This window comes from Geodermatophilus sabuli (genome assembly GCF_900215145.1).
Taxonomy (GTDB): domain Bacteria; phylum Actinomycetota; class Actinomycetes; order Mycobacteriales; family Geodermatophilaceae; genus Geodermatophilus; species Geodermatophilus sabuli.
The window spans coordinates 1-21,835 of record NZ_OBDO01000015.1; the positions used below are offsets into that span (position 1 = coordinate 1).

At 74.2% G+C, this 21,835-nt stretch carries 21 protein-coding genes and 1 pseudogene; 8 read left to right on the forward strand and 14 right to left on the reverse strand.

Annotation, left to right across the window (positions count from 1 at the left end):
• The 3 genes from CRP39_RS24635 to CRP39_RS24645 all read right to left on the reverse strand — a co-directional run.
• Positions 1 to 1,284, reverse strand: a 1,284-nt coding sequence (locus CRP39_RS24635) for a DUF222 domain-containing protein (RefSeq protein WP_216359911.1), incomplete at its 3' end; no start/stop codon positions are given.
• Positions 1,285 to 1,396: 112 nt separating this feature from the next.
• Positions 1,397 to 1,801, reverse strand: coding sequence for a RidA family protein (locus tag CRP39_RS24640; RefSeq protein ID WP_097209044.1), 405 nt, complete (start codon positions 1,799 to 1,801; stop codon positions 1,397 to 1,399).
• Complete coding sequence (locus CRP39_RS24645; RefSeq protein WP_097209045.1) at positions 1,798 to 2,556, reverse strand: SDR family NAD(P)-dependent oxidoreductase; 759 nt, start codon at positions 2,554 to 2,556, stop codon at positions 1,798 to 1,800. Before CRP39_RS24645 ends, CRP39_RS24640 begins: the two co-directional genes overlap by 4 nt.
• Before the next feature lie 97 nt (positions 2,557 to 2,653).
• Here CRP39_RS24645 and CRP39_RS24650 point away from each other — a divergent pair, with 97 nt between their 5' ends.
• The 5 genes from CRP39_RS24650 (at position 2,654) to CRP39_RS24670 (ending at position 7,253) form a co-directional block, all read left to right on the forward strand.
• Positions 2,654 to 3,451, forward strand: a complete 798-nt coding sequence (locus CRP39_RS24650; protein ID WP_097209110.1) for an enoyl-CoA hydratase-related protein — start codon at positions 2,654 to 2,656, stop codon at positions 3,449 to 3,451.
• Positions 3,452 to 3,557: 106 nt separating this feature from the next.
• On the forward strand, positions 3,558 to 5,354 hold the full coding sequence (locus CRP39_RS24655; protein WP_097209046.1) for a feruloyl-CoA synthase: 1,797 nt from the start codon (positions 3,558 to 3,560) through the stop codon (positions 5,352 to 5,354).
• Between the two features lies 1 nt (position 5,355).
• On the forward strand, positions 5,356 to 6,216 hold the full coding sequence (locus CRP39_RS24660) for an amidohydrolase family protein (protein WP_097209047.1): 861 nt from the start codon (positions 5,356 to 5,358) through the stop codon (positions 6,214 to 6,216).
• A gap of 76 nt (positions 6,217 to 6,292) precedes the next feature.
• Positions 6,293 to 6,892: a YceI family protein gene (locus tag CRP39_RS24665; protein WP_097209048.1), complete on the forward strand. Its 600-nt coding sequence runs from the start codon at positions 6,293 to 6,295 to the stop codon at positions 6,890 to 6,892.
• Between the two features lie 79 nt (positions 6,893 to 6,971).
• Complete coding sequence (locus CRP39_RS24670; RefSeq protein WP_097209049.1) at positions 6,972 to 7,253, forward strand: hypothetical protein; 282 nt, start codon at positions 6,972 to 6,974, stop codon at positions 7,251 to 7,253.
• Between the two features lie 4 nt (positions 7,254 to 7,257).
• Here CRP39_RS24670 and CRP39_RS24675 read toward each other — a convergent pair whose 3' ends face one another.
• The 4 genes from CRP39_RS24675 to CRP39_RS24690 form a co-directional block, all read right to left on the reverse strand.
• Positions 7,258 to 7,746 (reverse strand): DUF5313 family protein, encoded by a 489-nt coding sequence (locus CRP39_RS24675; RefSeq protein ID WP_245854094.1) that lies wholly within the window; start codon positions 7,744 to 7,746, stop codon positions 7,258 to 7,260.
• 90 nt (positions 7,747 to 7,836) lie between these two features.
• Complete coding sequence (locus CRP39_RS24680) at positions 7,837 to 8,346, reverse strand: MarR family winged helix-turn-helix transcriptional regulator (RefSeq protein WP_245854095.1); 510 nt, start codon at positions 8,344 to 8,346, stop codon at positions 7,837 to 7,839.
• A gap of 66 nt (positions 8,347 to 8,412) precedes the next feature.
• Positions 8,413 to 9,933, reverse strand: coding sequence for a succinyl-CoA:acetate CoA-transferase ScpC (gene scpC, locus CRP39_RS24685; RefSeq protein ID WP_097209112.1), 1,521 nt, complete (start codon positions 9,931 to 9,933; stop codon positions 8,413 to 8,415).
• 106 nt (positions 9,934 to 10,039) lie between these two features.
• On the reverse strand, positions 10,040 to 10,906 hold the full coding sequence (locus tag CRP39_RS24690; RefSeq protein WP_097209051.1) for an alpha/beta fold hydrolase: 867 nt from the start codon (positions 10,904 to 10,906) through the stop codon (positions 10,040 to 10,042).
• 190 nt (positions 10,907 to 11,096) lie between these two features.
• On the opposite strand from CRP39_RS24690, the pseudogene CRP39_RS28440 reads away from it, so the two are divergent.
• The 3 genes and pseudogenes from CRP39_RS28440 to CRP39_RS24710 all read left to right on the forward strand — a co-directional run bounded on the left by CRP39_RS28440 (position 11,097) and on the right by CRP39_RS24710 (position 14,402).
• A pseudogene (locus CRP39_RS28440) lies at positions 11,097 to 11,633 on the forward strand (UGSC family (seleno)protein).
• Positions 11,634 to 11,646: 13 nt separating this feature from the next.
• Positions 11,647 to 12,702: a hypothetical protein gene (locus CRP39_RS24705; protein WP_097209054.1), complete on the forward strand. Its 1,056-nt coding sequence runs from the start codon at positions 11,647 to 11,649 to the stop codon at positions 12,700 to 12,702.
• A complete protein-coding gene (locus CRP39_RS24710; RefSeq protein WP_245854096.1) occupies positions 12,699 to 14,402 on the forward strand; it encodes an AMP-binding protein in 1,704 nt (567 codons plus the stop codon). Before CRP39_RS24705 ends, CRP39_RS24710 begins: the two co-directional genes overlap by 4 nt.
• On the opposite strand, the gene CRP39_RS24715 is transcribed toward CRP39_RS24710, so the two are convergent.
• The 7 genes from CRP39_RS24715 to CRP39_RS24745 form a co-directional block, all read right to left on the reverse strand.
• Positions 14,393 to 15,235, reverse strand: coding sequence for an IclR family transcriptional regulator domain-containing protein (locus tag CRP39_RS24715; RefSeq protein ID WP_097209055.1), 843 nt, complete (start codon positions 15,233 to 15,235; stop codon positions 14,393 to 14,395). The two genes, CRP39_RS24710 and CRP39_RS24715, sit on opposite strands and share 10 nt — an antisense overlap.
• A gap of 118 nt (positions 15,236 to 15,353) precedes the next feature.
• Complete coding sequence (locus CRP39_RS24720; RefSeq protein ID WP_097209056.1) at positions 15,354 to 15,788, reverse strand: aconitase X swivel domain-containing protein; 435 nt, start codon at positions 15,786 to 15,788, stop codon at positions 15,354 to 15,356.
• Positions 15,785 to 17,065, reverse strand: coding sequence for an aconitase X (locus CRP39_RS24725; protein WP_097209057.1), 1,281 nt, complete (start codon positions 17,063 to 17,065; stop codon positions 15,785 to 15,787). The genes CRP39_RS24720 and CRP39_RS24725 overlap by 4 nt, the downstream gene beginning before the upstream one ends.
• Positions 17,065 to 18,405, reverse strand: coding sequence for an FAD-dependent oxidoreductase (locus CRP39_RS24730; protein ID WP_097209058.1), 1,341 nt, complete (start codon positions 18,403 to 18,405; stop codon positions 17,065 to 17,067). The genes CRP39_RS24725 and CRP39_RS24730 overlap by 1 nt, the downstream gene beginning before the upstream one ends.
• A complete protein-coding gene (gene ilvD / locus CRP39_RS24735) occupies positions 18,402 to 20,108 on the reverse strand; it encodes a dihydroxy-acid dehydratase (protein ID WP_216359912.1) in 1,707 nt (568 codons plus the stop codon). The genes CRP39_RS24730 and ilvD overlap by 4 nt, the downstream gene beginning before the upstream one ends.
• Positions 20,105 to 20,977 carry an ABC transporter permease gene (locus tag CRP39_RS24740; RefSeq protein ID WP_216359913.1) on the reverse strand — a complete coding sequence of 291 codons (873 nt, stop codon included), beginning with the start codon at positions 20,975 to 20,977 and terminating at the stop codon, positions 20,105 to 20,107. Before CRP39_RS24740 ends, ilvD begins: the two co-directional genes overlap by 4 nt.
• Positions 20,974 to 21,804 (reverse strand): ABC transporter ATP-binding protein, encoded by an 831-nt coding sequence (locus CRP39_RS24745; RefSeq protein WP_097209060.1) that lies wholly within the window; start codon positions 21,802 to 21,804, stop codon positions 20,974 to 20,976. The genes CRP39_RS24740 and CRP39_RS24745 overlap by 4 nt, the downstream gene beginning before the upstream one ends.
• Positions 21,805 to 21,835 lie beyond the last annotated feature (31 nt).

A 21,835-nucleotide genomic window follows, 5' to 3' on the forward strand; every position in this document is an offset into this window, starting at 1 on the left:
GGCACGGTCGGCGGTGGCCCACCAGCCGGTGTCACCCGGCGGTGCCCCGGTGTCCGGGGCCAGCGGGGGAGCGGCGCCGGCTGTCCCTTCGCTGTCGACCGGCGCCTCGGGGCCGGCCGGCCCTGCGAGGGTGGCCGAGTCGTCGGCAGTCGGTGGCGGGGTAGGGGCTCGATCGGGTTCGCCGTCGAGCGCGTCAGCGAGCACCCGCTGCTCGACCTCGGCCCACCAGCGTTCGAGCTCGTACTGCTCGATGGCCTGCCACGGCAGGTCGCAGCCGGCCTCGGGGCCTTTCTCGGCGCCGGCTGCGCCGGTCGCGGTGCCGGTGTGGTGGGCGGCGGGTGCGGTGCCGGCCAGCCTCTGCAGGAGCTGGCGGATCATCTCGGCCGGCACCACCTGGCCGTCGACCTCCCCCGGGGCGTCGCCGCCGAGCAGGGTGGCGACCGAGGCGACCACGGTCAGCAGCACCTGGACCGGGGGCAGATCGTTCTCGCCGGGGCGGAGGACGAGGTCCAGCAGGCAGTCGACCATCTTCTGTCCGCGGGTGCGCGCATCGCCGGGATCGTCGGTGAGGGCCTCGGCGCAGGCGGCCAGTGCTCGGTGAAGCGCCTGTGCCTCGGGCATCGTGCAGATCACGGTGAGCGCGGCCATGCCCTCGGCACGCTCCGGGCGCAGGTACACGCCTCGCTCGCGCAGCGCTCGCGCCAGCCGTCGCGCCGCTTCCCGGGCGTCGCGCCGCGCCAGCACCCGGCGGGCCTTGTCGCCCAGCTGCGCCGGGGTGGTCACCGTCGCCCGGCGGCCCATCCAGGCCAGCAATTCGGCCTCCACCGCCGCGCGGAGTGCGTCGTCGGTGATCGGCGCGACCTTGTCCAGCAGATGCCACAGGTGCCCGGCGTGCAGCACCCCGGCCTCCAGCGCGGCCAGCGTGCCCGGCAGCCGGTGCACCAAGCTCAGCGACCGCTCCAGCAGCGCCTCGGCGGCCTGCGCGGTCAGGTTCAGCGCCAGCGCCAGCTCCGGCGTGGCCCACTCGCTGACCCCGCGCAGCACCTCGGGGCGGGCGGCCCACCGGTCGGCGCTCATCGCCCCCGGCTGACCCTGCGCCCGGTCCGCCGACGCCGGCCGGGACGCGGCGAACGCCGCCACCGCCCGGGCCCGCACAGCGGTCTGCCGGGCGATCTCCCGATCGGCGGTTTGCACCGCACCGAGCGGACCGGTCGCCCAGCCCACCACCGGCGGGGACGGGGCGGCGGTGGGCGCATCGGCCTCGCTCGCCACTCCCGTCGACATGTCTCGATCATACGTTCGAACACGTCGTAGGGGCAAGGGCAGCGGACGCGTCGTGCCAGGTCAGCGACTCGCAACCGCACCGCGGTCGCCCCCGGAGCAGGTCGCAGGAGCTTCAGTCCGGCAGGACGGCGGTGCCCTGGACCTCCACCAGCGCCTCGTCGTCCCACAGCCGGGCCACGCCGATGCCCGCCATCGCGGGGTAGTCGCTGCCGACGAGCCGCCGCCACACCGCGCCGACGTCGCGGGCGCGGGCGCGGTAGTCGGCCAGGTCGACCGCGTACACCGTCAGCGAGGCCAGGTGCGCCGGCTCCCCGCCGGCCGTCCGCAGTGCGGTCAGCAGGTTGCCCAGGGCCTGCTCGAACTGGGCGACGACGTCGCCTCCGACGATCCGGCCCTCGGCGTCCATGGCGGTCTGCCCGGCGAGGAACACCGTCCGCCCGGGCTGCGCCACCACCGCGTGGCTGAAGCCCGAGGCCCGGGCCAGTTCCGGCGGGTCCACCCGCTCGAGGTGACTCACGACTGCACCGTCCCTCCGTCGACGTTGATCCCCTGCCCGGTGATCGCCGCGCTGCCCACGCAGAGCAGCACCGCGTCGGCCACCTCGTCCGGATCGACGAGCCGGCCGATCGGCTGGCGGCGGGCCAGCGTCTCGCGCGCCTGCTCCGGGGTGCGCCCGGTCGCGGTGCTGATCGTGGCCACCGTCGCCGCGGTCATCGGGGTGTCGACGTAGCCGGGGCACACGGCGTTCACCGTGACGCCGGAGCCGGCGACCTCGGCGGCCGCCGACCGGACCAGTCCGAGCAGTCCGTGCTTGCTGGCGGTGTAGGCCGCGACGTAGGGGTCTCCGCGCTTGGCCGCCGTCGACGCGACCGCCACCACGCGCCCCCACCCGCCCTCGACCATCCCGGGCAGCGCGCGTCGCAACAGCCGGAAGGGGGCGGTGAGGTTGAGGTCGAGCATCCGTGCCCAGTCCTCGTCGGTGGTCCGCGCCAGCGGGGCCGAGGTGCCGGCGCCCGCGTTGAGCACCAGCACCTCCACCGGCCCGCCCCATGCACGCTCGACGGCGCCGACGACGGCGTCCGCGGCGATCGGGTCGGTGAGGTCGGCGGGGACGACGAGGGCGGGCCCGGGCAGGCCGGCGGCGACCGCGTCGAGCTCCCCGGCGCTGCGCGCGGTGAGCGCGACGGCATGACCCTGGGCGGCCAGCCGGCGGGCGACGGCGGCGCCGATGCCCCGCCCCGCGCCGGTCACCAGGCAGCGGCGGGCGACCACGCCGGCGAGCTTGCCAGCCGATCGTGACGACCGTCAACATGACGACATACCGGCTCCCGCGACCGCCGGCGCCGGGGACCACGGAGGGGTGGTGGGCATGCGGCCCGAGGAGTTCACCGACGTCCGCTACGAGGTCGAGGAGGACAACCACGCCGTCGTCACCATCGACCGCCCGGAGCGGATGAACAGCTTCCGCGGGCGCACCGTCGACGAGCTGATCGCGGCGTTCAAGCACGCCTGGGCCGACCCGCGCGTCGCCGCGGTCATCCTCACCGCGACCGGGGAGCGCGCCTTCTGCACCGGCGGCGACGTCAAGGAGCGCGCCGAGACCGGCGGCTACGGCGAGACCGAGTGGGGGACGTTCGAGATCGAGCGGCTGCACCGGATCATCCGCGACGTCCCCAAGCCGGTGATCGCCGCGGTCAACGGCATCGCCATCGGCGGCGGCCACGTCCTGCACGTGCTGTGCGACCTCACCGTCGCCTGCGAGGAGGCGACCTTCGCCCAGGCCGGACCGCGCGTCGGCTCCTTCGACGCCGGCTTCGGCTCGGCCTACCTCGCGCGGGTCGTCGGGGAGAAGCGGGCCCGCCAGATCTGGTTCCTCCTCGACCGCTACGACGCGGCGACGGCCGAGCGCTGGGGACTGGTCAACGAGGTGGTGCCACGCGAGCGGCTGCTGGAGACCGCTCGCGAGTGGGCCCGGAAGATGGGCTCCTACTCGCCGACGGCGCTGCGCTTCCTCAAGCACTCGTTCAACGCCGACACCGACCACCTGAGCGGCGTCTCGCACCTGGCCTTCGACGGGCTGTCCCTGTTCGCGGTCAGCGAGGAGGGCATGGAGGGCGCCCGGGCCTTCGCCGAGAAGCGGCCGCCGGACTTCCGCCGCTTCCGGTGACGCCCCGCCCGTGGGACGAGCTACACGTGCCTTGACGCCGGGCGTCGGGGCGTCGAACATCCGGGCACCGCCCGACCCGGCTGACGACGTCCCGAGGTGGCCCCCGATGCCCGACACCTTCAGCCCTCCGCGCATCCACTCCGAGCAGCTGCCCGACGGGCGGCTGTTGCTGCGGTCGACCGAACCGCTCGGCGAGCACGCGGTGAGCGTCGTCCACGACTTCCGGGCGCACAGCGAGGCCCACCCCGACCGGCTGCTCGTCGCCGAGCGTGGCCCCGACGGCGAGTGGGCGCGTCTGACGTGGGGCGAGGTGCGAGAGCAGGCCGACCGGCTGGCGCAGGGGCTGCTCGACCGCGGGCTGGCCGACCGGCCGGTCATGGTCCTGTCCGGCAACAGCCGGCTGCACCTGCTCGTCGCGCTGGCCGCCATGACGGTGGGCGCGCCCGTCGTCCCGACCAGCGTCGCGTACTCGCTGCAGAGCGCCGACCACGCCAAGCTGCGGGCGATGGCCGACCTGGTCGACCCGGGGCTCGTCGTCGCCGAGGACGCCTCCTTCGCCCGAGCGGTCGCCGCCGTGGCCGGCGGCCGGCCGGTGCTCAGCCGGGACGGCGATCTGCCCGGCTCGCTGCCCGTCGCGGAGTTCGGTGCCTCGCCGAGCCCCGAGGTGGACCGCCGGTGCTCCGCGCTGCGCCGGGGAGACGTCGCCAAGATCCTCTTCACGTCCGGGTCGACCGGCGCCCCCAAGGGGGTCCTCAACACCCACGGCATGCTGTCGGCCAACCAGCAGCAGATGCGCCAGGTCTGGCCGTTCCTGGAGGACGAGCCGCCCGTCCTGCTCGACTGGTTGCCGTGGAGCCACACCTTCGGCGGGAACCACGACTCGAACCTGGTGCTGTCCAACGGCGGCACGCTCTGGATCGACGACGGCCGGCCGGTTCCCGGACTGGTCGAGCGGACCGTGCGCAACCTGTCCGACGCCCGCCCGACGGTGTACCTGAACGTGCCCGCGGGATACGCCGTCCTGCTGCCACACCTGGAGCGGGACGAGGCGGCCGCGCGGGCCTTCCTGTCCCGCCTGCGGCTCGGGTTCTTCGCCGCGGCGGCGCTGCCCCAGCAGCTGTGGGACCGGATCAACGAGCTGGCCGCCGCCCACGGCTCCGCCATGGAGATGACCACCTCCTGGGGCCTGACCGAGACCGCCCCGGCCGCGACCAGCGCGCACTACCCGATCACCCGCAGCGACGTCCTGGGCGTGCCGCTGCCGGGGGTGGAGCTGGCCCTGGTGCCCGTGGGGGCCAAGACGGAGGTCCGGGTGCGCGGCGCGAACGTGACGCCGGGCTACCACCGCCGTCCCGACCTCACCGCCGCCGCGTTCGACGAGGACGGCTTCTTCCGCACCGGTGACGCCGTGGCCCTCGCCGATCCCGACGACCCGGCGGCCGGCCTGGTCTTCCGGGGCCGGATCGCCGAGGACTTCAAGCTGATGACCGGCACCTTCGTCAGCGTCGGCACGCTGCGCCCCCAGCTGCTGTCCGCCTCGCACGGGCTGGTCACCGACGCGGTGATCTGCGGTCAGGACGCCGGGTTCGTGAGTGCGATGGTGTGGCTGCACCCCGAGCACGCCGCTCGGGTGGACGCCGACGGCGTGCCGGACGACGGCCTGCGCGCCGAGCTGGTCGCGACGATGGAGCGGCTGGCCGCGCAGGGCGGCGGCTCGTCCCAGACGGTCGAGCGGTTGCTCGTGCTCGGCGAGCCGGCCCAGCTGGACGCCGGCGAGATCACCGACAAGGGCTACGTCAACCAGGCCGCCGTCCGTGACCGCCGGGCCGACCTGGTCGCCCTGCTCACCGCCGAGCCGCCGTCCCCACGGGTGATCGTGCGGGCGGGCGGGCAGGATCGCTGACGTGCTCGACGGACACCTCCTCGTGGACGCGCACGTCCACGTCCCGCACCTGTCCACCCTGGCGCCGGCCTGGATCGACTGGGCACGGCAGTTCGGCCCCCCCGGCATCCTCGAGGAGGTGTGGCGCCCCGACGGCAGCCCCGACCCCGCGGTGCTGGACCGGATCTTCGCCGAGGACGGCGTCGACGTCGCGCTGCTGTTCTGCGAGTACAGCCCCAGGGCGACCGGCTACCAGCTCTTCGACGACCTGCTGCCCATCGTCGAGCACGACCCGCGGCGGTTCCGCCCGGTGGCCAACGTCAACCCGCACCTGCACTTCCCGATCGCCCGTGAGCTCACGCGTCAGCTCGACCACGGCGCGGCGGCGCTGAAGATCCACCCGGTGCACGGCGGGTTCCGCGCCGACGACGCCGCGATGTACCCGGCCTACGCCGTCCTCGTCGAGCGCGGTGTGCCCCTGGTCGTGCACTGCGGCACCAGCAGCTTCCCCGGCTCGACCAACGCCTACGCCGACCCGCAGCTGCTCGACGCCGTCCTCCGGGACTTCCCCGACCTGCAGGTCGTCCTCGCCCACGGCGGCCGCGGCTGGTGGTACGACGCCGCGGCGTTCCTCGCCGTCTCCCGGCCCAACGTGTGGATCGAGCTGTCCGGCCTGCCGCCCAAGCGGCTCCCGGAGTACTACGCCCGGTTCGACCTCGCCCGACTGGCCCGCAAGTGGATCTACGGCACCGACTGGCCCGGGGTCCCCGGACAGGCGGCGAACGCCCGCGCGGTCGCCTCGCTGGGGCTGCCCGAGGACGTCGTCCCGCTGGTGCTGGGGGAGAACGCGCGGCGGGTCTACGCGGGGCTGGACCCCCGCTGAGCCGACCCCGGTTCGTCCGCCCGGCGGGCATCGGTCAGGATGGAGCGGATGTACCGGGGGAAGGGAGACGTCGGCCATGGGCAGACACCGGGCACCTGACGCGGACCCCACCGACTTCGACGCGGCGACCAGCGCGCTCGTCGACGTCAGCGGCGACTACGAGATCGACGCCGCGCACACCCGCATCGGCATCCGCGCCCGCCACGCGATGGTCACCACGGTCCGCGGCTCCTTCACCGAGTTCGCCGGCACCGCCCACCTGGACACGGCCCACCCGCCGGCCAGCAGGGTGACCCTGCGCATCCGGACGGCGAGCATCGACACCGGCCAGCCCGACCGCGACGCCCACCTGCGCTCGCCGGACTTCCTCGACGTCGAGACGTACCCGGAGATCGTCTTCGTCTCCACCGACGTGGAGCAGGTCGAGGCCGACGTCTACACGGTGTCCGGCGACCTCACCATCCGCGGCACCACCCGCCCGGTCTCGGTGGACTTCACCCTCACCGGTTCGGCGAAGGACCCGTTCGGGCAGACCCGGGTGGGCTTCGAGGGCGCGGTGGCGATCAAGCGCAGCGACTGGGGCCTGACCTGGAACACGCCCCTGGACACCGGCGGCGTACTGGTCAGCGACCGCATCCAGATCGAGTTCGACGTCTCCGCCGTCCGCGTCGCCTAGCGGATCGGGACCTCGGGCCCGGGACGGCGTGGTTCCGGATCCGTAGCGTGCTGCGCACCGTCGGTGCGAGGGGGAACGCATGCCGGTCGTCGTCGCGCGCCTGCTCTGGGCCTGCGCCACACCCGAGGAGGAGCGGCGGCTGCGGGAGCTGCTGCGGCCGGGCAGTTGGGCAGGGGACGGCTGTCTCACCCGCCGGCTGGGCTGGGAGTGCGACGCGCTGGTCGGCATCGAGGTCTGGGCCGACGAGGCGGTCGCCGGCCGCGGGGTCGCCGCGCTGACCGCCCGGCTGCGGACGGCGGGCCTGCCGGTGCCGGTCGCCTGCCTGCGCACGGTCCCCGGCGACGGCTGGTCGACGGACTGACGGGTCAGCGCCCGTGCCGGTCCCGGTAGCGAGCGGCGCGCCTGGCCGCGGCGGCGGCCCGGCGGCGTTCGCTCTCCCGCTGCTCCCGCAGGTGGCCGGCGCGCTCCCGGTGCACGGTGGCGGTGCCGGCCGGGTAGCCGACCTTCACCACCCGGTTCTCGACGCTCTCGGGCATGTAGGCCAGGGAGTAGAACAGCGCGAGGGCCAGCCCGCCGCCCGCGCATGCGGCGCGCAGCCCCCACGAGGCCGGCAGCAGCGTCATGATCAGGAGGATCGGCACGGCGAGCTGGACCACCGTGCGGGCCAGGTGGCGCAGCCACCACGTACCGGTCGTGGTGTCGTACAGCACCCAGCCGCGGTGCCGTTTGGGCAGGCTGCCGCCGAAGGCGTACCACAACCAGCGGTGCGGGGCTGGCCGGACGATCGGCTCGGTCGGGTCGGGCCCGGCGGGGTCTGCCATGACGGCTGTGTGCTCCTGCTCGACGACGCTCACGTCCCCATCATGCCCCAGATTGCTGGGACACCAAGAATTGGCGTACCAATTGTTAGCAGGCTAACAGCCGCTCGGGTCGGCCGGCCGGATTCAGGCGACGGTGGCGTCCGCTCCGGCCTCGTCCCCCTCGGCGGGGTGGGCCAGGGCCTGCTGCGAGGCGGCGATCACCTGGGTGAGCACCTCGTGCAGGCTCATCAACTGCTCGACCGGCATGCCCAGGCGCTCGACGATGCCAGCGGGGATCTTCTCCGCCTGTTCGCGCAGCGCCGTGCCCTTGTCGGTCAACGCGAGCGCGAGGTTGCGCTGGTCCTTCGGGTCCCGCTCCCGGCGCAGCAGGCCGGCGGCCTCCAGTCGCTTCAGCAGGGGTGAGAGCGTGCCGGGGTCCAGTTGCAGCAGGCCGGACAGTGCCTTGACCGACAGGGACCCGTGCTGCCACAGCGCCAGCATCACCAGGTACTGCGGGTGGGTCAGGCCCAGCGGCTCGAGCACCGGGCGGTAGACGGCGACCACGTTGCGGGCGGCCACGGACAGGGCGAAGCACACCTGTCGATCCAGGGCGAGCACGTCCTCCGGAGGCTGAGGCATCTGGCGTGTCGTCACCCGTCCAGCATAGGGCCGTAGCGCACCAACGATTGGCCCGCCAACCATCGACTCACCCGCCGGCGCTCACTGCGACCGCATCGTCCCGTCGGCCAGGTAGCGGGTGTGCCAGCTCAGCGCCTCGGCCAGCAGGTGCGGGGTGTGCCGGCCGGGGGAGTCACGCAGCGCCCGCTGGTAGTAGTCACGCAGCGCGGGCCGGTAGTCCGGGTGCGCGCACCGCTCGATGACCAGTTCGGCCCGCTTGCGCGGCGCCAACCCGCGCAGGTCGGCCAGGCCCTGCTCGGTGACGATCACCGAGACGTCGTGCTCGGTGTGGTCGACGTGGCTGACCATCGGCACGATCGTCGAGATCGCGCCGCCCTTGGCCGTCGACGGCGTGAGGAAGAAGGAGGTGTAGGCGTTGCGGGCGAAGTCACCGGAGCCGCCGATGCCGTTCTGGATCCGGCTGCCCATGACGTGCGTGGAGTTGACGTTGCCGTAGATGTCGGCCTCGATCAGCCCGTTCATCGCCAGCACGCCGAGCCGCCGGACGATCTCCGGGTGGTTGCTGATCTCCTGCGGCCGCAGCAGGATCCGCTCGCGCAGCACCGCGGCCTCGGCGTCGAACCGCGCCGTCCCCTCAGGGCTCAGGGAGAAAGCCGTCGCCGACGCCGACACCATCCGGCCCGAGCACAGCAGCTCGAGCATGCCGTCCTGGATCACCTCGGTGTAGGCGGTCAGCCCCTCGAACGAGGAGTTCGCGAGCCCGGCGAGGACCGCGTTGGCGACGTTGCCGACCCCGGACTGCAGCGGCAGCAGCGGGCGGGGCAGCCGGCCGCGGGACACCTCCTGCTCCAGGAACTCCACGATGTGCCCGGCGATGGCCTGCGAGTCGGCGTCCGGCGCCTTGAAGGGGCTGTTGCGGTCGGGAGCGTCGGTCTCGACGATCGCGACGATCTTCTCCTCGGGACAGCGCAGGTACGGGACGCCGATCCGGTCGTGGGGCCGGGTCAGCTGGATGGGCTTGCGGTCCGGCGGCAGTGCGGTGCCGTAGTAGACGTCGTGCATCCCGTCCAGCGCCGCGCTCTGCCAGGAGTTCACCTCCAGGACGACGCGGTCGGCCTGGTCCAGCCAGGTCTTGTTGTTCCCGATCGACGACGACGGGATCAGGTCGCCGTCGGCGGTGATGCCGCTGACCTCGATCACCGCGACGTCGAGCGGGCCGAGGAAGCCCATCCACGCCATCTGCGCCACGTGCGACAGGTGGACGTCGATGTACTCCATGAGCCCGGCGTTGATCTTCTCCCGGCTCACCGGGTCGGACTGGTAGGGCAGCCGCAGCTCCACGCCGTCGGCGGCGGCCAGTGCGCCGTCCAGCTCGGGCGCGGTGGAGGCGCCGGTCCACACGTTCACGCGGAACGGGTGCCCGGCGGCGTGCGTGTCGGAGATCCGGCGGGCCAGCGCCTGCGGGACGACCTTGGGGTAGCCGGCGCCGGTGAACCCGCTCATGCCCACGGTGTCGCCGTGCCGGATGTGGGCCGCGGCGGCATCGGCGTCGACGACCCTGCGGGCCAGCCCCGGATGGTGGATGCGCCCCGACCCCGGCATGAGGCCCACGCTACGCGCGGCGCCCGTCCGGCGCGCTGTGCGCGGCGCCCGTCCGGCGCGCTGCGCGCGATGCCCGTCCGGCGCTGCGCGATGCCCGTCCGGCGCGCTACGCGGGGCGGGCGGGCGGCCAGACGGCGAGCAGCGTGCGGACGCCGGCCAGCAGGGCCAGCGGCTGGTCGAGCATCGGGTGGTGCCCGGCCTCGGGCAGGTCGACGACGGGCAGCCCGCCGGGGACCAGGGCCCCCATCTCGGCCGCCATGTCCGGCGTCACCAGGCCGTGCTGGCAGCGGAACAGCGCCGCGGGCGCGGCCAGCCGGGGCAGCAGCTGGCGCACCAGCGGGCGGCTGCCGAAGAAGCCGGGGTCGAACTTCCAGGTCCAGCCGCCCTCGACCGCGCGCAGCGAGCCGCGGGCGACGTGCTCGCGGACGTAGGGCAGGTAGACCTCCTGGGCCGGCAGGGTGCGGAAGCGGGCGACCGCGGCGTCCGGGTCGGGGTGCACCTTGTGCACCCGCGGCTGCTCGCGCAGGGTCTGCTCCTCGGGTGGCTGCCGGTCCAGCGGGGAGTCGATGACCGCGACACCGGCGACGGCGTCCCCGTGCTCGACGCCGGTCGTCAGCGCCACCCAGCCGCCCATGCTGTGACCTACCACCACCGGCCGGGACAGCTCCTCGGCGGCGGCGACGGCGAGCACCTCCCGCGCCCACTGCGCCATGCCGTAGCCCTCCCGGCGGCCGCTGTCGCCGTGCCCGCTGAGGTCGGGGGCGACCACGCGGTGGGTGTCGAGGAGCGGGGCGATGTGGTCCCACCAGCCCGAGTGCGCCGCGCCGCCGTGCACCAGCACCAGGCCCGGCCGGCCCGGGGTGCCCCACGCTCGGTAGTGCACCCGGGCGCCGTCGACGTCGACGTCCCGGTGCTCGGGGGCGGCGGCCACCGCGCGGGTGAACCACGCCGGGGCGGTGTCGACGGCGGGCATGGGGTACTCCTCGCGGACCGGACGGCGGTGGGCCGGGCACGGTGGTCGGGCCGGACGGCACGTTACGGGGCGGTGCCGTTGACCGGGGTCGCCGACTCTGGCTAGGGTCGTGTGCGGCAAGGGAACCGGTGTACGGATGCCGCACACGGCGTGGTCGTGCCCGGCTCCGCCCACTCGACGAGGAGGAGCCATGGAGCTGGAGTCCATCCTGGACCCGACCGGCGCCACGGACGCCACCGCGGACACCTCGCTGGCCCCGCGGGTCACGACCCTCCGCGGGCGCACGCTCGGGCTGCTCGACAACGGCAAGCCCAACGGCGCCGCGCTGCTCACCGAGGTCGGCTCGGTGCTCAAGCAGCGGTACGGCGTCAAGGACGTCCTGATGTTCACCAAGCCGTACTTCGGGACGCCGGTGGAGCCCACCCAGACCCAGCGGATCTTCGAGGAGTGCGACTTCGCCATCACGGCGATCGGTGACTAGGGCTCCTGCAGCGCGGCCAGTCTGGCCGACGGGATCCTGCTGGAGCGCGCGGGCGTGCCCGCCGTCTCCATCTGCACCGACGCCTTCCGCATCACCGCGGAGGCGATGGCCCGGACCTACGGGTTCCCGGGCTTCCAGTACGTGTCCGTCCCGCACCCGGTGGCCAGCCTCTCCGCCGAGGGCATCCGGCAGCGGGTCGAGGAGATGCTGCCCCGCGTCCTGGAGATCCTCGGGGTCGAGGAGTGACGGGAGGAGCCGCGTGAACCCCACGCAGCGGGCGATCGAGCACTGCTACGCGGAGGGGTGGACCGACGGCCTGCCCGTCGTCCCCTGCGACCGGGCGGCGGCCGAGGCGCTGCTGGCCCGTGTCGACCGCGACCCGGACGAGGTGCTGCTGGAGATGCCGCAGCTCAACCGGGCGGTCACCGTCCGGCTGGCGGCGGTCAACGCGGTGATGGCCGGCTGCCTGCCGGAGTACTTCCCGGTCGTCGTCGCGGCGTGGGACTCGCTGCGCGAGGAGGGCTACCCGCGCAAAGGGATCTGGCAGAGCACCACCGGCACCGCCTCGCTGCTGCTGGTCAACGGCCCGGTCCGGGGTGAGCTGGGGGTCAACAGCCAGGGGAACCTGTTCGGGCCCGGCTTCCGGGCCAACGCCACCATCGGTCGGGCCGTCCGGCTGACCGCGATGAACGCCCTCGGGCTGCGCCCGCACGAGCTGGACCAGGCCACCCAGGGGACGCCGGCGAAGTACACCGCCTGCATCGGGGAGAACGAGGAGGAGTCCCCGTGGCAGCCGCTGCACGTCGACCACGGCCTCGCTCCTGAGGACAGCGCGGTGACGGCGATGACGATGCGCTCGACGCTGCACATCGAGGCGCGGCACACCCGCGTGCCCGAGCAGCTGCTCGACGACGTGGCCGGGTCGCTCGCCCGCACCGGCGCCCTGCTGCACCAGACGGTGAGCGCCTGCGTGGTGCTGTGCCCCGAGCACGCGCACCTGCTCGCCGACGCCGGGTGGGCCAAGCGGGACGTGTCGCGGTACCTGTACGAGCAGTCGTTCCTCCCGCGGGAGGCCCTCGACCGGGCCGGGAAGGGCGCGGTGTCGGCGAAGAGCCACTGGCGGGTGGCCCGCGACCACCCCGACGCCGTCCTGGACCCCGGCCCGGACCCGGCGCGCGACGGCATCCACACGATGACCTCGCCCGACGCCGTCCTCGTCGTGGTCGCGGGGGCGTCGAACTCCGGGGTCTCGGCGGTGGTCGAGACCTTCGGCCCGCGCGGGAACCGTCCGGCCGTCACCCGGGTCGCGGCGTGAGCTCGGTGGGCAGTGGCGTCCCGGCCGGTCGGCAGCCCCGCATCGCCTCGGACCTCGCCACCCTGATCGAGGCGGTCGCCGACGCGGTCGTCGGCGTCGACTCCGGGCGGACCGCCCTGGTGCACGGCGACCGCGCGGTCACCTGGGCGCAGCTGGACGACCGCGCCGCGCGGCTGGCCGGCTGGCTCGCCGCGAACGGGGTCGGCGTGGGCGACCGGGTCGGCATCGGGCTGTACAACTCGCCGGAGTACCTGGAGACGGTGCTCGCCGTCCTCAAGCTGCGGGCGGTGCCGGTCAACGTCAACTACCGCTACCTGGAGGGCGAGCTCGAGCAGGTGCTGGCCATGGTCGACGCCCGCGGGCTGGTCACCGACGCGACCCTCGCCGGCCGGGTCGCCGCGGTCGCGCCGCGCCTGCCCCGGCTGCGGGCCGTCACGATCGTCGGCTCCGCCGAGGAGGGCGGGGACGGCCACTCCCGCCGTTACGAGGAGGCGGTCGCCGGGCCGCCGGCGCCGCGGTGCGAGCGCTCGCCCGACGACCAGGTGCTGCTGCTCACCGGCGGCACCACCGGGCTGCCCAAGGCCGTGGTCTGGGACAGCGCGGGCGTCTTCGGGGTGGTCGCCTCCGCCTACGGGCGGGCCGGGCGCCCGGTGCCCCCCGACCTCGACGGCGTGGTCGCCGACGCCGTGGCCGCGGTGCGCGACGGCAGCGCGCCGGTGTTCCTGCCGGCCTCGCCGCTCATGCACGGCACCGGCTTCTTCTCCAGTCTGGGCAACCTGCTGCGCGGCGGGCGGGTGGTCACCCTGCCGCAGCGCTCCCTCGACCCGGCGGCGCTCTGGACGGCGGTCCAGGAGCACCGGGTGAACGAGCTGGCGATCGTGGGCGACGCCTTCGCCGTCCCGCTGGCGGCCGAGCTGGAGCGGGCGGCGGCCGAGGGCCGGGCCTACGACCTCGGCGCGCTGCGCCGGGTCTTCAGCTCCGGGGTGCGGTGGGGGACGGAGACCAAGCGGCGGATGCTCCGGCACGGGCGGATGACCCTGCAGGACTCGATCGCCGCCACCGAGGGCGGCCCGTTCGCCATGTCCATCTCCGGGCCGGACCCGGACACCGCCAACTCGCGGTTCACCCTCGCGCCCGGCGCGCGGGTCATCGCCCCCGACGGAAGCGACGTCGTCCCCGGGTCGGGGGAGGCCGGGGTGCTGGCGTGCACGGGCAACCTGCCGCTGGGGTACCTCGACGCCCCGGCCGCCACCGAGGCGGTGTTCCGCACCGTCGACGGCGTCCGCTACGCCGTGCCGGGCGACGCCGCCACCCTGGAGGCGGACGGGACGCTCACCCTGCTCGGCCGCGGGTCCGGGGTGATCAACACCGGCGGCGAGAAGGTGTTCGCCGAGGAGGTCGAGCAGGCCCTGGTCGACTGCCCCGGCGTGGCGGAGGCCGTCGTCGTCGGGGTGCCGGACGAGCGGTGGGGGAGCCGGGTGGCCGCGCTGGTGGTCCCCGAGGCCGGCGTGGAGCTGGACCCCGCGGCGCTGCCCGCGGCCGTCGGCGAGCGGCTGGCCGGGTACAAGCGGCCCCGCGAGGTGCGGGTGGTGCCGGGGATCGAGCGGACGGTGTCGGGCAAGGTCGACCGCCGCTGGGCGGCCGACCTGGCCCGCCGGGAGTTCCCCGGGTCCGCGCCGCAGGCGCCGGGTCAGAACTGACCGGGCGGGGCGATCCGCGGGCCCATCAGGGCGATGTCCCGCTCGATCTGCCGGGCGGTCTCGCGCAGCGGGTCGAGGGCGATGGCCACCAGCTCCTCGGCCGAGTGCCGGCGGGACTGGGTGCCGACGTTCACCGAGGCCACCACCCGGCCCGAGCCGTCGCGCACCGGGACGGCGAGGGAGACCATGCCCTCCTCGAGCTCCTGGTCGACCAGCGAGTACCCGGAGGCCCGGGTCTCCATCAGCACCCTCCGCAGCTGCTCCGGATCGGTGACCGTCGCCGACGTGCGGGACTCCAGCTCGGCACCGGCCAGGTAGGCGTCCAGCTCGTCGTCGGGGAGCGCGGCCAGCTGCACCCGGCCGTGGGTGGTCAGGTAGGCCGCCAGCCGGGTGCCGACGGTGAGCCCGCTGGACCACACCCGCCGCGCGCCGACCCGCGCCACGTAGACGATGTCGGAGCCGTCGAGGACGGCGAGGCTGGTGGTCTCGTTGAGCCGCGCCGACAGGGCGGTCAGGTGCGGCGTCGCCACCTGCGGGAACGACAGCGTCGACAGGTAGGGGTAGCCCAGCTCCAGCACGCTGGGGCGCAGGTGGAACCGGCGGTCGACGGTGCCGACGTAGCCGAGGTCGAGCAGGGTGAGGACGAAACGGCGGGCGGCGGCGCGGGTCATGCCGGTGCGCCGCGCGATGTCGCTGAGCGTCAGCTCCGGCTCCTCGGCCGTGAACGCCTTGATGACGGCGAGCCCGCGCTCCAGCGACTGCACGAAGTAGTCGCCGCGCGGCCGGGGGCCCTCCGGCCCGGCTCCGGCCTCGCCGGTGCCGTCGGCGGGCACGTCGTCGGGTTCGCTCAGGGGTCCAGCTCCTCCGCGCGGTCGCGGCCCTGCGCCGCGGCGTCCGTCTGCACCATCGATCCTCGCCCCTGCACTCGCCCCGGGACAGGCCCGGGGAACGCTACCTGCCCGGAGGGGTGACGATGACCTGACCACGGTCGGCGTCCACCCGCACCCAGTCGCCGGTGCGGATGACCTCGAACGGGTCGCCGTCCAGGTCGGTCACCGCCGGCACGTGCGTCACGACGACGCCGAGCGCGATCTTGGTGTTCATCGTCGTGAACACCATCGCGGCCGGCGCGGAGCCCATCAGCCGGGACATGTGGAACATGCCCGACCACCCCGAGGAGCCCTTGGCGCCGCGGAAGACCAGCACCTTGCCGGCGAAGGACTGCCCGACGAGCTCGTGGCGGGACTCGATCACCCGGCCGCGGCGGGGCTCCACCCCGCCCCAGCCGGAGATCGCCTCGCGGGTGACCAGCGCCTCGCCCTCGGCGACGCCGCCGACCAGCCCGCGCCCGGTCAGGACGACCTGCTCCCGGCGGGTCCCGGTCACGGGGCGTCCCCGCGCCAGGTGCCGGTCACCGCGGCGTCCACGCACTCGGCGAGCGTGCCGAACAACCCCTGCACGCCCATGATCGCCGGCAGGTAGTGCACCTGCTTGGCCGAGTCCGTGGCGACGACCCGGGTGCCGTTCGGCAGGAACTGCCCGATCGCCGGGCAGGTGTCGCTCATCAGCAGCGCGCCGGCGTCGGCCAGGGCCTGCGCGTAGCCGTTCTGCTCGGCCACGTGCCGCAGCGCGCGCGGGGTGAACACCCACAGCTCGGTGCCGTCGTGCACCCGGCGGCCCTCCAGCAGCCGGACGACGTCGCGGATCTGGCCCAGCGTCGCGTGCGGGCAGCCGATCATGACCAGGTCGACGTCGGTGTCGGTCGCGGTGGCGTTGAGGTGCTCGTAGGCCTCCTGGCGCTCGGCCGCCCCGTAGCGCAGCCGCACCTGCGGGGCCCGCCCGGCCAGCGCCTCCTCCACCGTGCGGGCCTCGGCGGTGATCCCGGGCACGTGGTACATCTCCACGCCGCCGGAGGACGCCGCCGCGGCGCCGAAGTGCTTGAGCCGGACGAGGTCCGGGGTGGCGGTGATGCCGTCGACGACCGGGATGGCCTCCTCGGGCACCTGCTCGCCGATCCAGTAGCCCAACAGGCCCCAGTCCCGGTTGCTGGTCACGGGGACGCCCACCTCGACCAGGTGGGTGCCGTGCCGGTTCCCGTCCAGGTGCAGGCCCCAGTAGGGGATCTTGCCGGTGAGCATGGCCGCGCCGGTGCTCTCCCGGCCCTCGACGTTGGTCCGCGCGCCGAGCACGGAGTTGACGTAGACGACCGCCGAGCTCTCCATCCACGCGCAGTGCTCGCCCTTGAGCGGCACGTTGCCCACCTGGTAGGGCGTGCAGGTGTTGAGCAGGTGGATGCCGTGCTCGGCGTTGTACCGCTCGCTGGCCATGATCTCGTCGTGCTCGGCCTGCGGCAGCCCCTGCACCTGCCAGTGCTCGGTGTCCATCGGTCCGATGAGCTGGTAGCTCTGCGCCTTCACCGGCGGGATGGTGAGCACGGTCGGCGCGTCCAGGCTGTGCTCGGAGAAGGCGGCGTCCGGGGTGGGGGAGCCGCACACCAGGCTGTGCCGGGAGCCGAAGAGGTTGGCCCCGCACACGTTGTCGGTGTCGACCAGCCGCTCGGCGCCCAGCACCTCGCCGTAGCGGACCAGCAGGTCCATGGCGGCGGCGACCGCCTCGCCCTCGGCGCCGTCGAGCATGGCCCGCTCGTCGTCGGTGAGCCGCATCAGGTCTCCCTCCCGAGCCAGGCGCCGGCCTCCTCCAGCCGGGCCTGCAGCTTGCCGGCGTCGACCGCGCCGACGGCGACCCCGGCGGAGAGCGCCAGGTCCGCGGCGGTGCCGGCGGCCTGGCCCATGGCGAAGCAGGGCCCGGAGACCCGGGCGCTGGACTGGTCCTCGTGGGTCATCGATGCGCACCGGCCGACGACGTAGGTGTTGGTGAGCACCTGCGGGACGATCATGCGGAACGGCAGCTGGTTGTAGCCGCGCGGCTGCCGCTGCCAGCGGATCTCGACGTCGCCGGCCACGTGCGCCTCCACCGGCCACCCGTTGACGCCGATGGCGTCGGGGAAGTCCGCGCAGTCGAGGACGTCGTCCTCGCTGAGCTGGTAGGCCCCCACGGTCCGGCGGGTCTCGCGGATGCCGATGTCCGGGGCGATGTCGACGACGTAGGCGGCCTCGAAGCCGGGCACCTCCCGCTGGTAGAACGGGAAGACGTCGCGCACCTGCCGGCGGCCCTGCAGCTCGCCGCGGGTCAGCTGCCAGACGTCGGTGCCGTCGATCGCGCTGCCGTCGGGGTTGCGCAGCTGGGTGATGTTGGCCCGCCACTCCAGCGGGTTGCGCTGCGGGCGAACGATCGGCCGCTTGCGCGGGAAGGCGAACCGGCCGCCCAGCTCGGCCTCGTCCATGAGGTCGGGCAGCCGGTCGTAGGTGGCGTGCGCGGCATCGGAGTCGACGCCGTTGATGCGGAACATCAGCGACGGGTAGAGCATCCCGTGCGCCGGGTCGGTCTTCTCGTACGGCGCCCCGGCCCACGCGGCGAGGTCGCCGTCCCCGGAGCCGTCGACGAACACCCGGCCGCGGATCGCGCCGCGGCCGGACTTGGACTCCACCAGCAGCGCGTCGACGGTGCTCTCGTCGGCCATGACGACGCCGACGGCCAGCGCGTGGAACAGCAGCGTCACCCCGGACTCGACCAGCAGGTCGTCGAGGGCGATCTTGTAGGCGCTGATGTCGTAGGCCTGGGCCAGGATGCGGTTGGCGAAGCTCAGGTGCGGCGCGTTGAGCCCGTCGAGCGCGGCCATCCGCTCGAGCAGCTCGTCGGCCAGCCCGTGGACGACCTGCCGGTCCTCACCGTGCACGCGCGCGTGCAGCCCGCAGAAGGTGGACAGCCCGCCCGCGCTGCCGGCGCCGCCGGTGTAGCCGTTGCGCTCCACCAGGATCGTCGAGCGGCCGGCGCGGGCGGCCGCGGCCGCGGCCATCACCCCGGCCGGCCCGCCGCCGAGGACGACGACGTCGTACTCCCCGAGGACGGCGGTGCGCCGTCCCGGCTCCTCGACCCAGCTCATCGGGGGGTCTCCTCGCGGGTGCGGCCGGGGGACGGCGGGGTGAGCACCGCGCCCGCCGGGACGGGGGAGACCAGCCGGCGGTAGGCCGACAGCCACCCGTGGTCGGGGCCCGGATCGGGGGCGCTGAGGCGCTCCCGGCGGGCGGCGAGCACGTCGTCGGGGACGTCGAGGTCGACGGTGCGCCGGTCGACGTCGATGACGATGCGGTCGCCGTCCTCGACGAGGGCCAGCGGGCCGCCCAGGGCGGCCTCCGGCGTCACCTCCCCGACGACGGTGCCCACGTTGACCAGGCCGGACATCTGCCCGTCGGTGACCACCGCGACGCGGTCGCCGAGGCCGGCGCCCTCGAGGGCGAAGACGACCGCCGAGCCCAGCGCCATGCCGGGGCCGCCGACGACGCCCAGGCCGCGGACGACGAGGACCGTGCCGGGGGAGACCTCGCCGCGCTGCAGGCCGGCCAGCGCCTCGTCGCGGGAGGAGTAGCACAGCGCCGTCCCCTCGAACCGGCGGTTGCCGCGGTCGTCGACCGGCCGCTTCACCACCGCGCCACCGGGGGCCAGGGACCCCCGGACGACGACGATCGTCGGCCGGGTGCCGAAGGGCCGGTCCGCGGGGCGCACGACCTCCTCGTCGGCCACCGCCGCGCCGGCCAGCACCTCGCCGAGGGGGCCGCCGTCGACCGTGGGGACGTCGAGGTCGAGCAGGTCCCGCAGTTGCGCCAGCACCGCCCGAGTGCCGCCGGCCCGCTCGAGGTCCTCGATGAACGCCGGGCCGTTGGGGCGGACGGCGCACAGCAGCGGCACCCGGTCGGCGAGCCCGGCGAACAACCCGGGCACGTCGACGTCGACCGCGGCCTCGTGCGCCACCGCCTGCAGGTGCTTGATGGAGTTGACCGAGGCGCTGATCGCCAGCATCACCGTCACCGCGTTGCGGAAGGCGGCCGGCGTCATCACCTGACGGGGCCGCAGCCCCTCGGTGACCAGCGCGACGATGCGCTCGCCGGCCCGTCGGACGCCCTCCCACATCGCCGGGCTGTTCGCCAGCACCGGCGTGGTGCCCGACAGCGACATGCCCAGGGCCTCGCAGGCCATGTGCATCGTGTTCGCCGTCCCGAGCCCGGCGCAGACGCCCGGGCCGCGGATGGCGTTGTCGCTCATCCCGCACAGGTGCTCGAAGGTCATCCGGCCGGCGGCGACGGAGCCCGCGGCCAGGAAGACCTCCTCGATGTCGACGTGCTCCCCGCGGTAGTTCCCGGAGGGCTGGTAGCCGCAGCCGACCACGATCGTCGGGATGTCCAGCCGCCCGGCGGCCATGAGGTGCGCCGGGGCGGTCTTGTCACAGGAGGCGAGGGTGACCATGCCGTCGAGCTGGGCGCCCTCGACGGCCACCTCGACGTCGTTCACGATCAGGTCGCGGCTGGGCAGGATGTAGCGCCCGTCCCGGCCGGCCGAGGTGATGAAGTCGCTCGGCGCCGCCGTCCGGACCTCGAACGGCAGCCCGCCCGCGGCCCGGATCGCCTCCTTGAGCGGGCCGACGAGCCCGTCGAGGTGGCTGAAGCAGATCGCGAGGTCCGACGAGGAGTTGACGATCGCGATCTTGGGCTTGGTCATGTCCTCGTCGGGGATGCCCAGCGCCCGCCACTGGGCCCGCCGCACCGCCCAGCGGGAGCTGCCCTCCTGCAGGTTGCTGCGCAACGGACTCACGGGCTGACGCCCGCCACCGAGTCGTGCCACGGGATCATCAGCCGCTTGGTGAGGGTGACCGCCGCGTACAGCAGCGAGCCCATCAGCGCCAGCAGCACGATCACGGCGAACAGCTGCGGGGCGTCGAGCGCGTTCAGGCTGCGCACCACCAGGTGGCCCAGGCCCTCGCTGCCGCCGAGGTACTCGCCGACGATCGCGCCGATCACCGCGAACACGATGCCGACCTCGGCCCCGGCGAAGATGTAGGGCAGCGTGCTGGGGAACTCGAGGTTCCGGAACGTCGCCCAGCGGCTGGCACCCAACCCGCGCATCACGTCGCGGTGCCCGCGGTCGACCGACCGGACGCCGAGCATCACGTTCAGCATGATCGGGAAGAACGCCAGGATCGCGGCCATGATGACCTTCGACGTCGTCCCGAAGCCGAACCAGATGACGAAGATCGGGATGAACGCGACCTTCGGGACCACCTGCAGCGCCACCAGCGCCGGCTGCACTGCCCGCTCGAGCCACACGACCCGGCCGAGGACGGCGCCGACGGCGGTGCCCGCGACCAGGGCGATGACGAAGCCGAGCAGCACCTCGTAGAGGGTGATCCAGATGTCGCGCCAGACGTCGCCGCCGGACAGCAGGGTGATCAGCGAGTCCCAGACGTCCAACGGTGCCGGGAGGATGAACTCCGACACCCCGATCACCGAGACGGCGAACTGCCAGCCGCCGATGAGGACGACGAGCAGGACGGGGGTGGAGATGAACGGCAGCCACTTCATCAGGCTGTCGCGGTCGTTCACCGGCGCGTCCGGGTCCTTGGCCGCCGGCCGGGGGCCGGCGGTCGCGGCGGTGGTCTCGGCGGACTTCACGAGGTCGGTCATCCTTCGTCCAGTTCGTGGCGGAGTACCCGGACGATCTCCTGGAACTCGGCACTGGTCTCGGTCTCCAGCGAGCGCGGTCGCGCCAGCGGGACGGGGGTGATGGAACGGATGCGGCCGGGCCGCGGAGTGAGCAGCACGACCCGGTCGGCCAGGAACACGGCCTCGTTGATCGAGTGGGTCACGAAGACGACGGTCGCGCCGGCCTGGGCGTGGATGGACTGCAGCTCGAGGTTCATCTTGTCGCGGGTCAGGGCGTCCAGCGCCCCGAAGGGCTCGTCCATGAGCAGGATCGTCGGGTCGTAGCTGAGCGCCCGGGCGATGGCCGCGCGCTGGCGCATGCCGCCGGAGAGCTCCCGCGGGTAGGCGTTCTCGAACCCGGGCAGCCCGACCAGCTCGCACAGCTCAGCGGCTCGGGCCCGCCGCGCCTTCTTGCCGACCCCGCGCAGCTTGAGCGGCAGCGCGATGTTGTCCGCGACGGTGTACCAGGGGAACAGGTTGGCGTCCTGGAAGACCAGGCCGAAGTGCTCGAAGGCCTGGTCGTTGCGCTTGCCGCCCCGCCAGATGCTCTCCCCGTCGGCGGTCACCGTGCCCGAGCTCGGCGGCAGCAGACCGGCGAGGATCCGCAGCAGCGTCGTCTTGCCGCAGCCGGAGCGGCCGACCAGGGAGATGAACTCGCCGCGGCCGATGGTGAGGTCCACGTGGCTCAGCGCGTGCACCTCGCCGCGTCGGGCCTGGTAGACCTTGTCGACCCCGGAGACCTCCAGTTGGGCGGTGGTGCCCCCGGCCGGTGATGAGGCCGCGGACTGTGCGGGTACGGAGATGGTCATGCCGTCCTCCCTGGATCCGGCGGGGGATGCC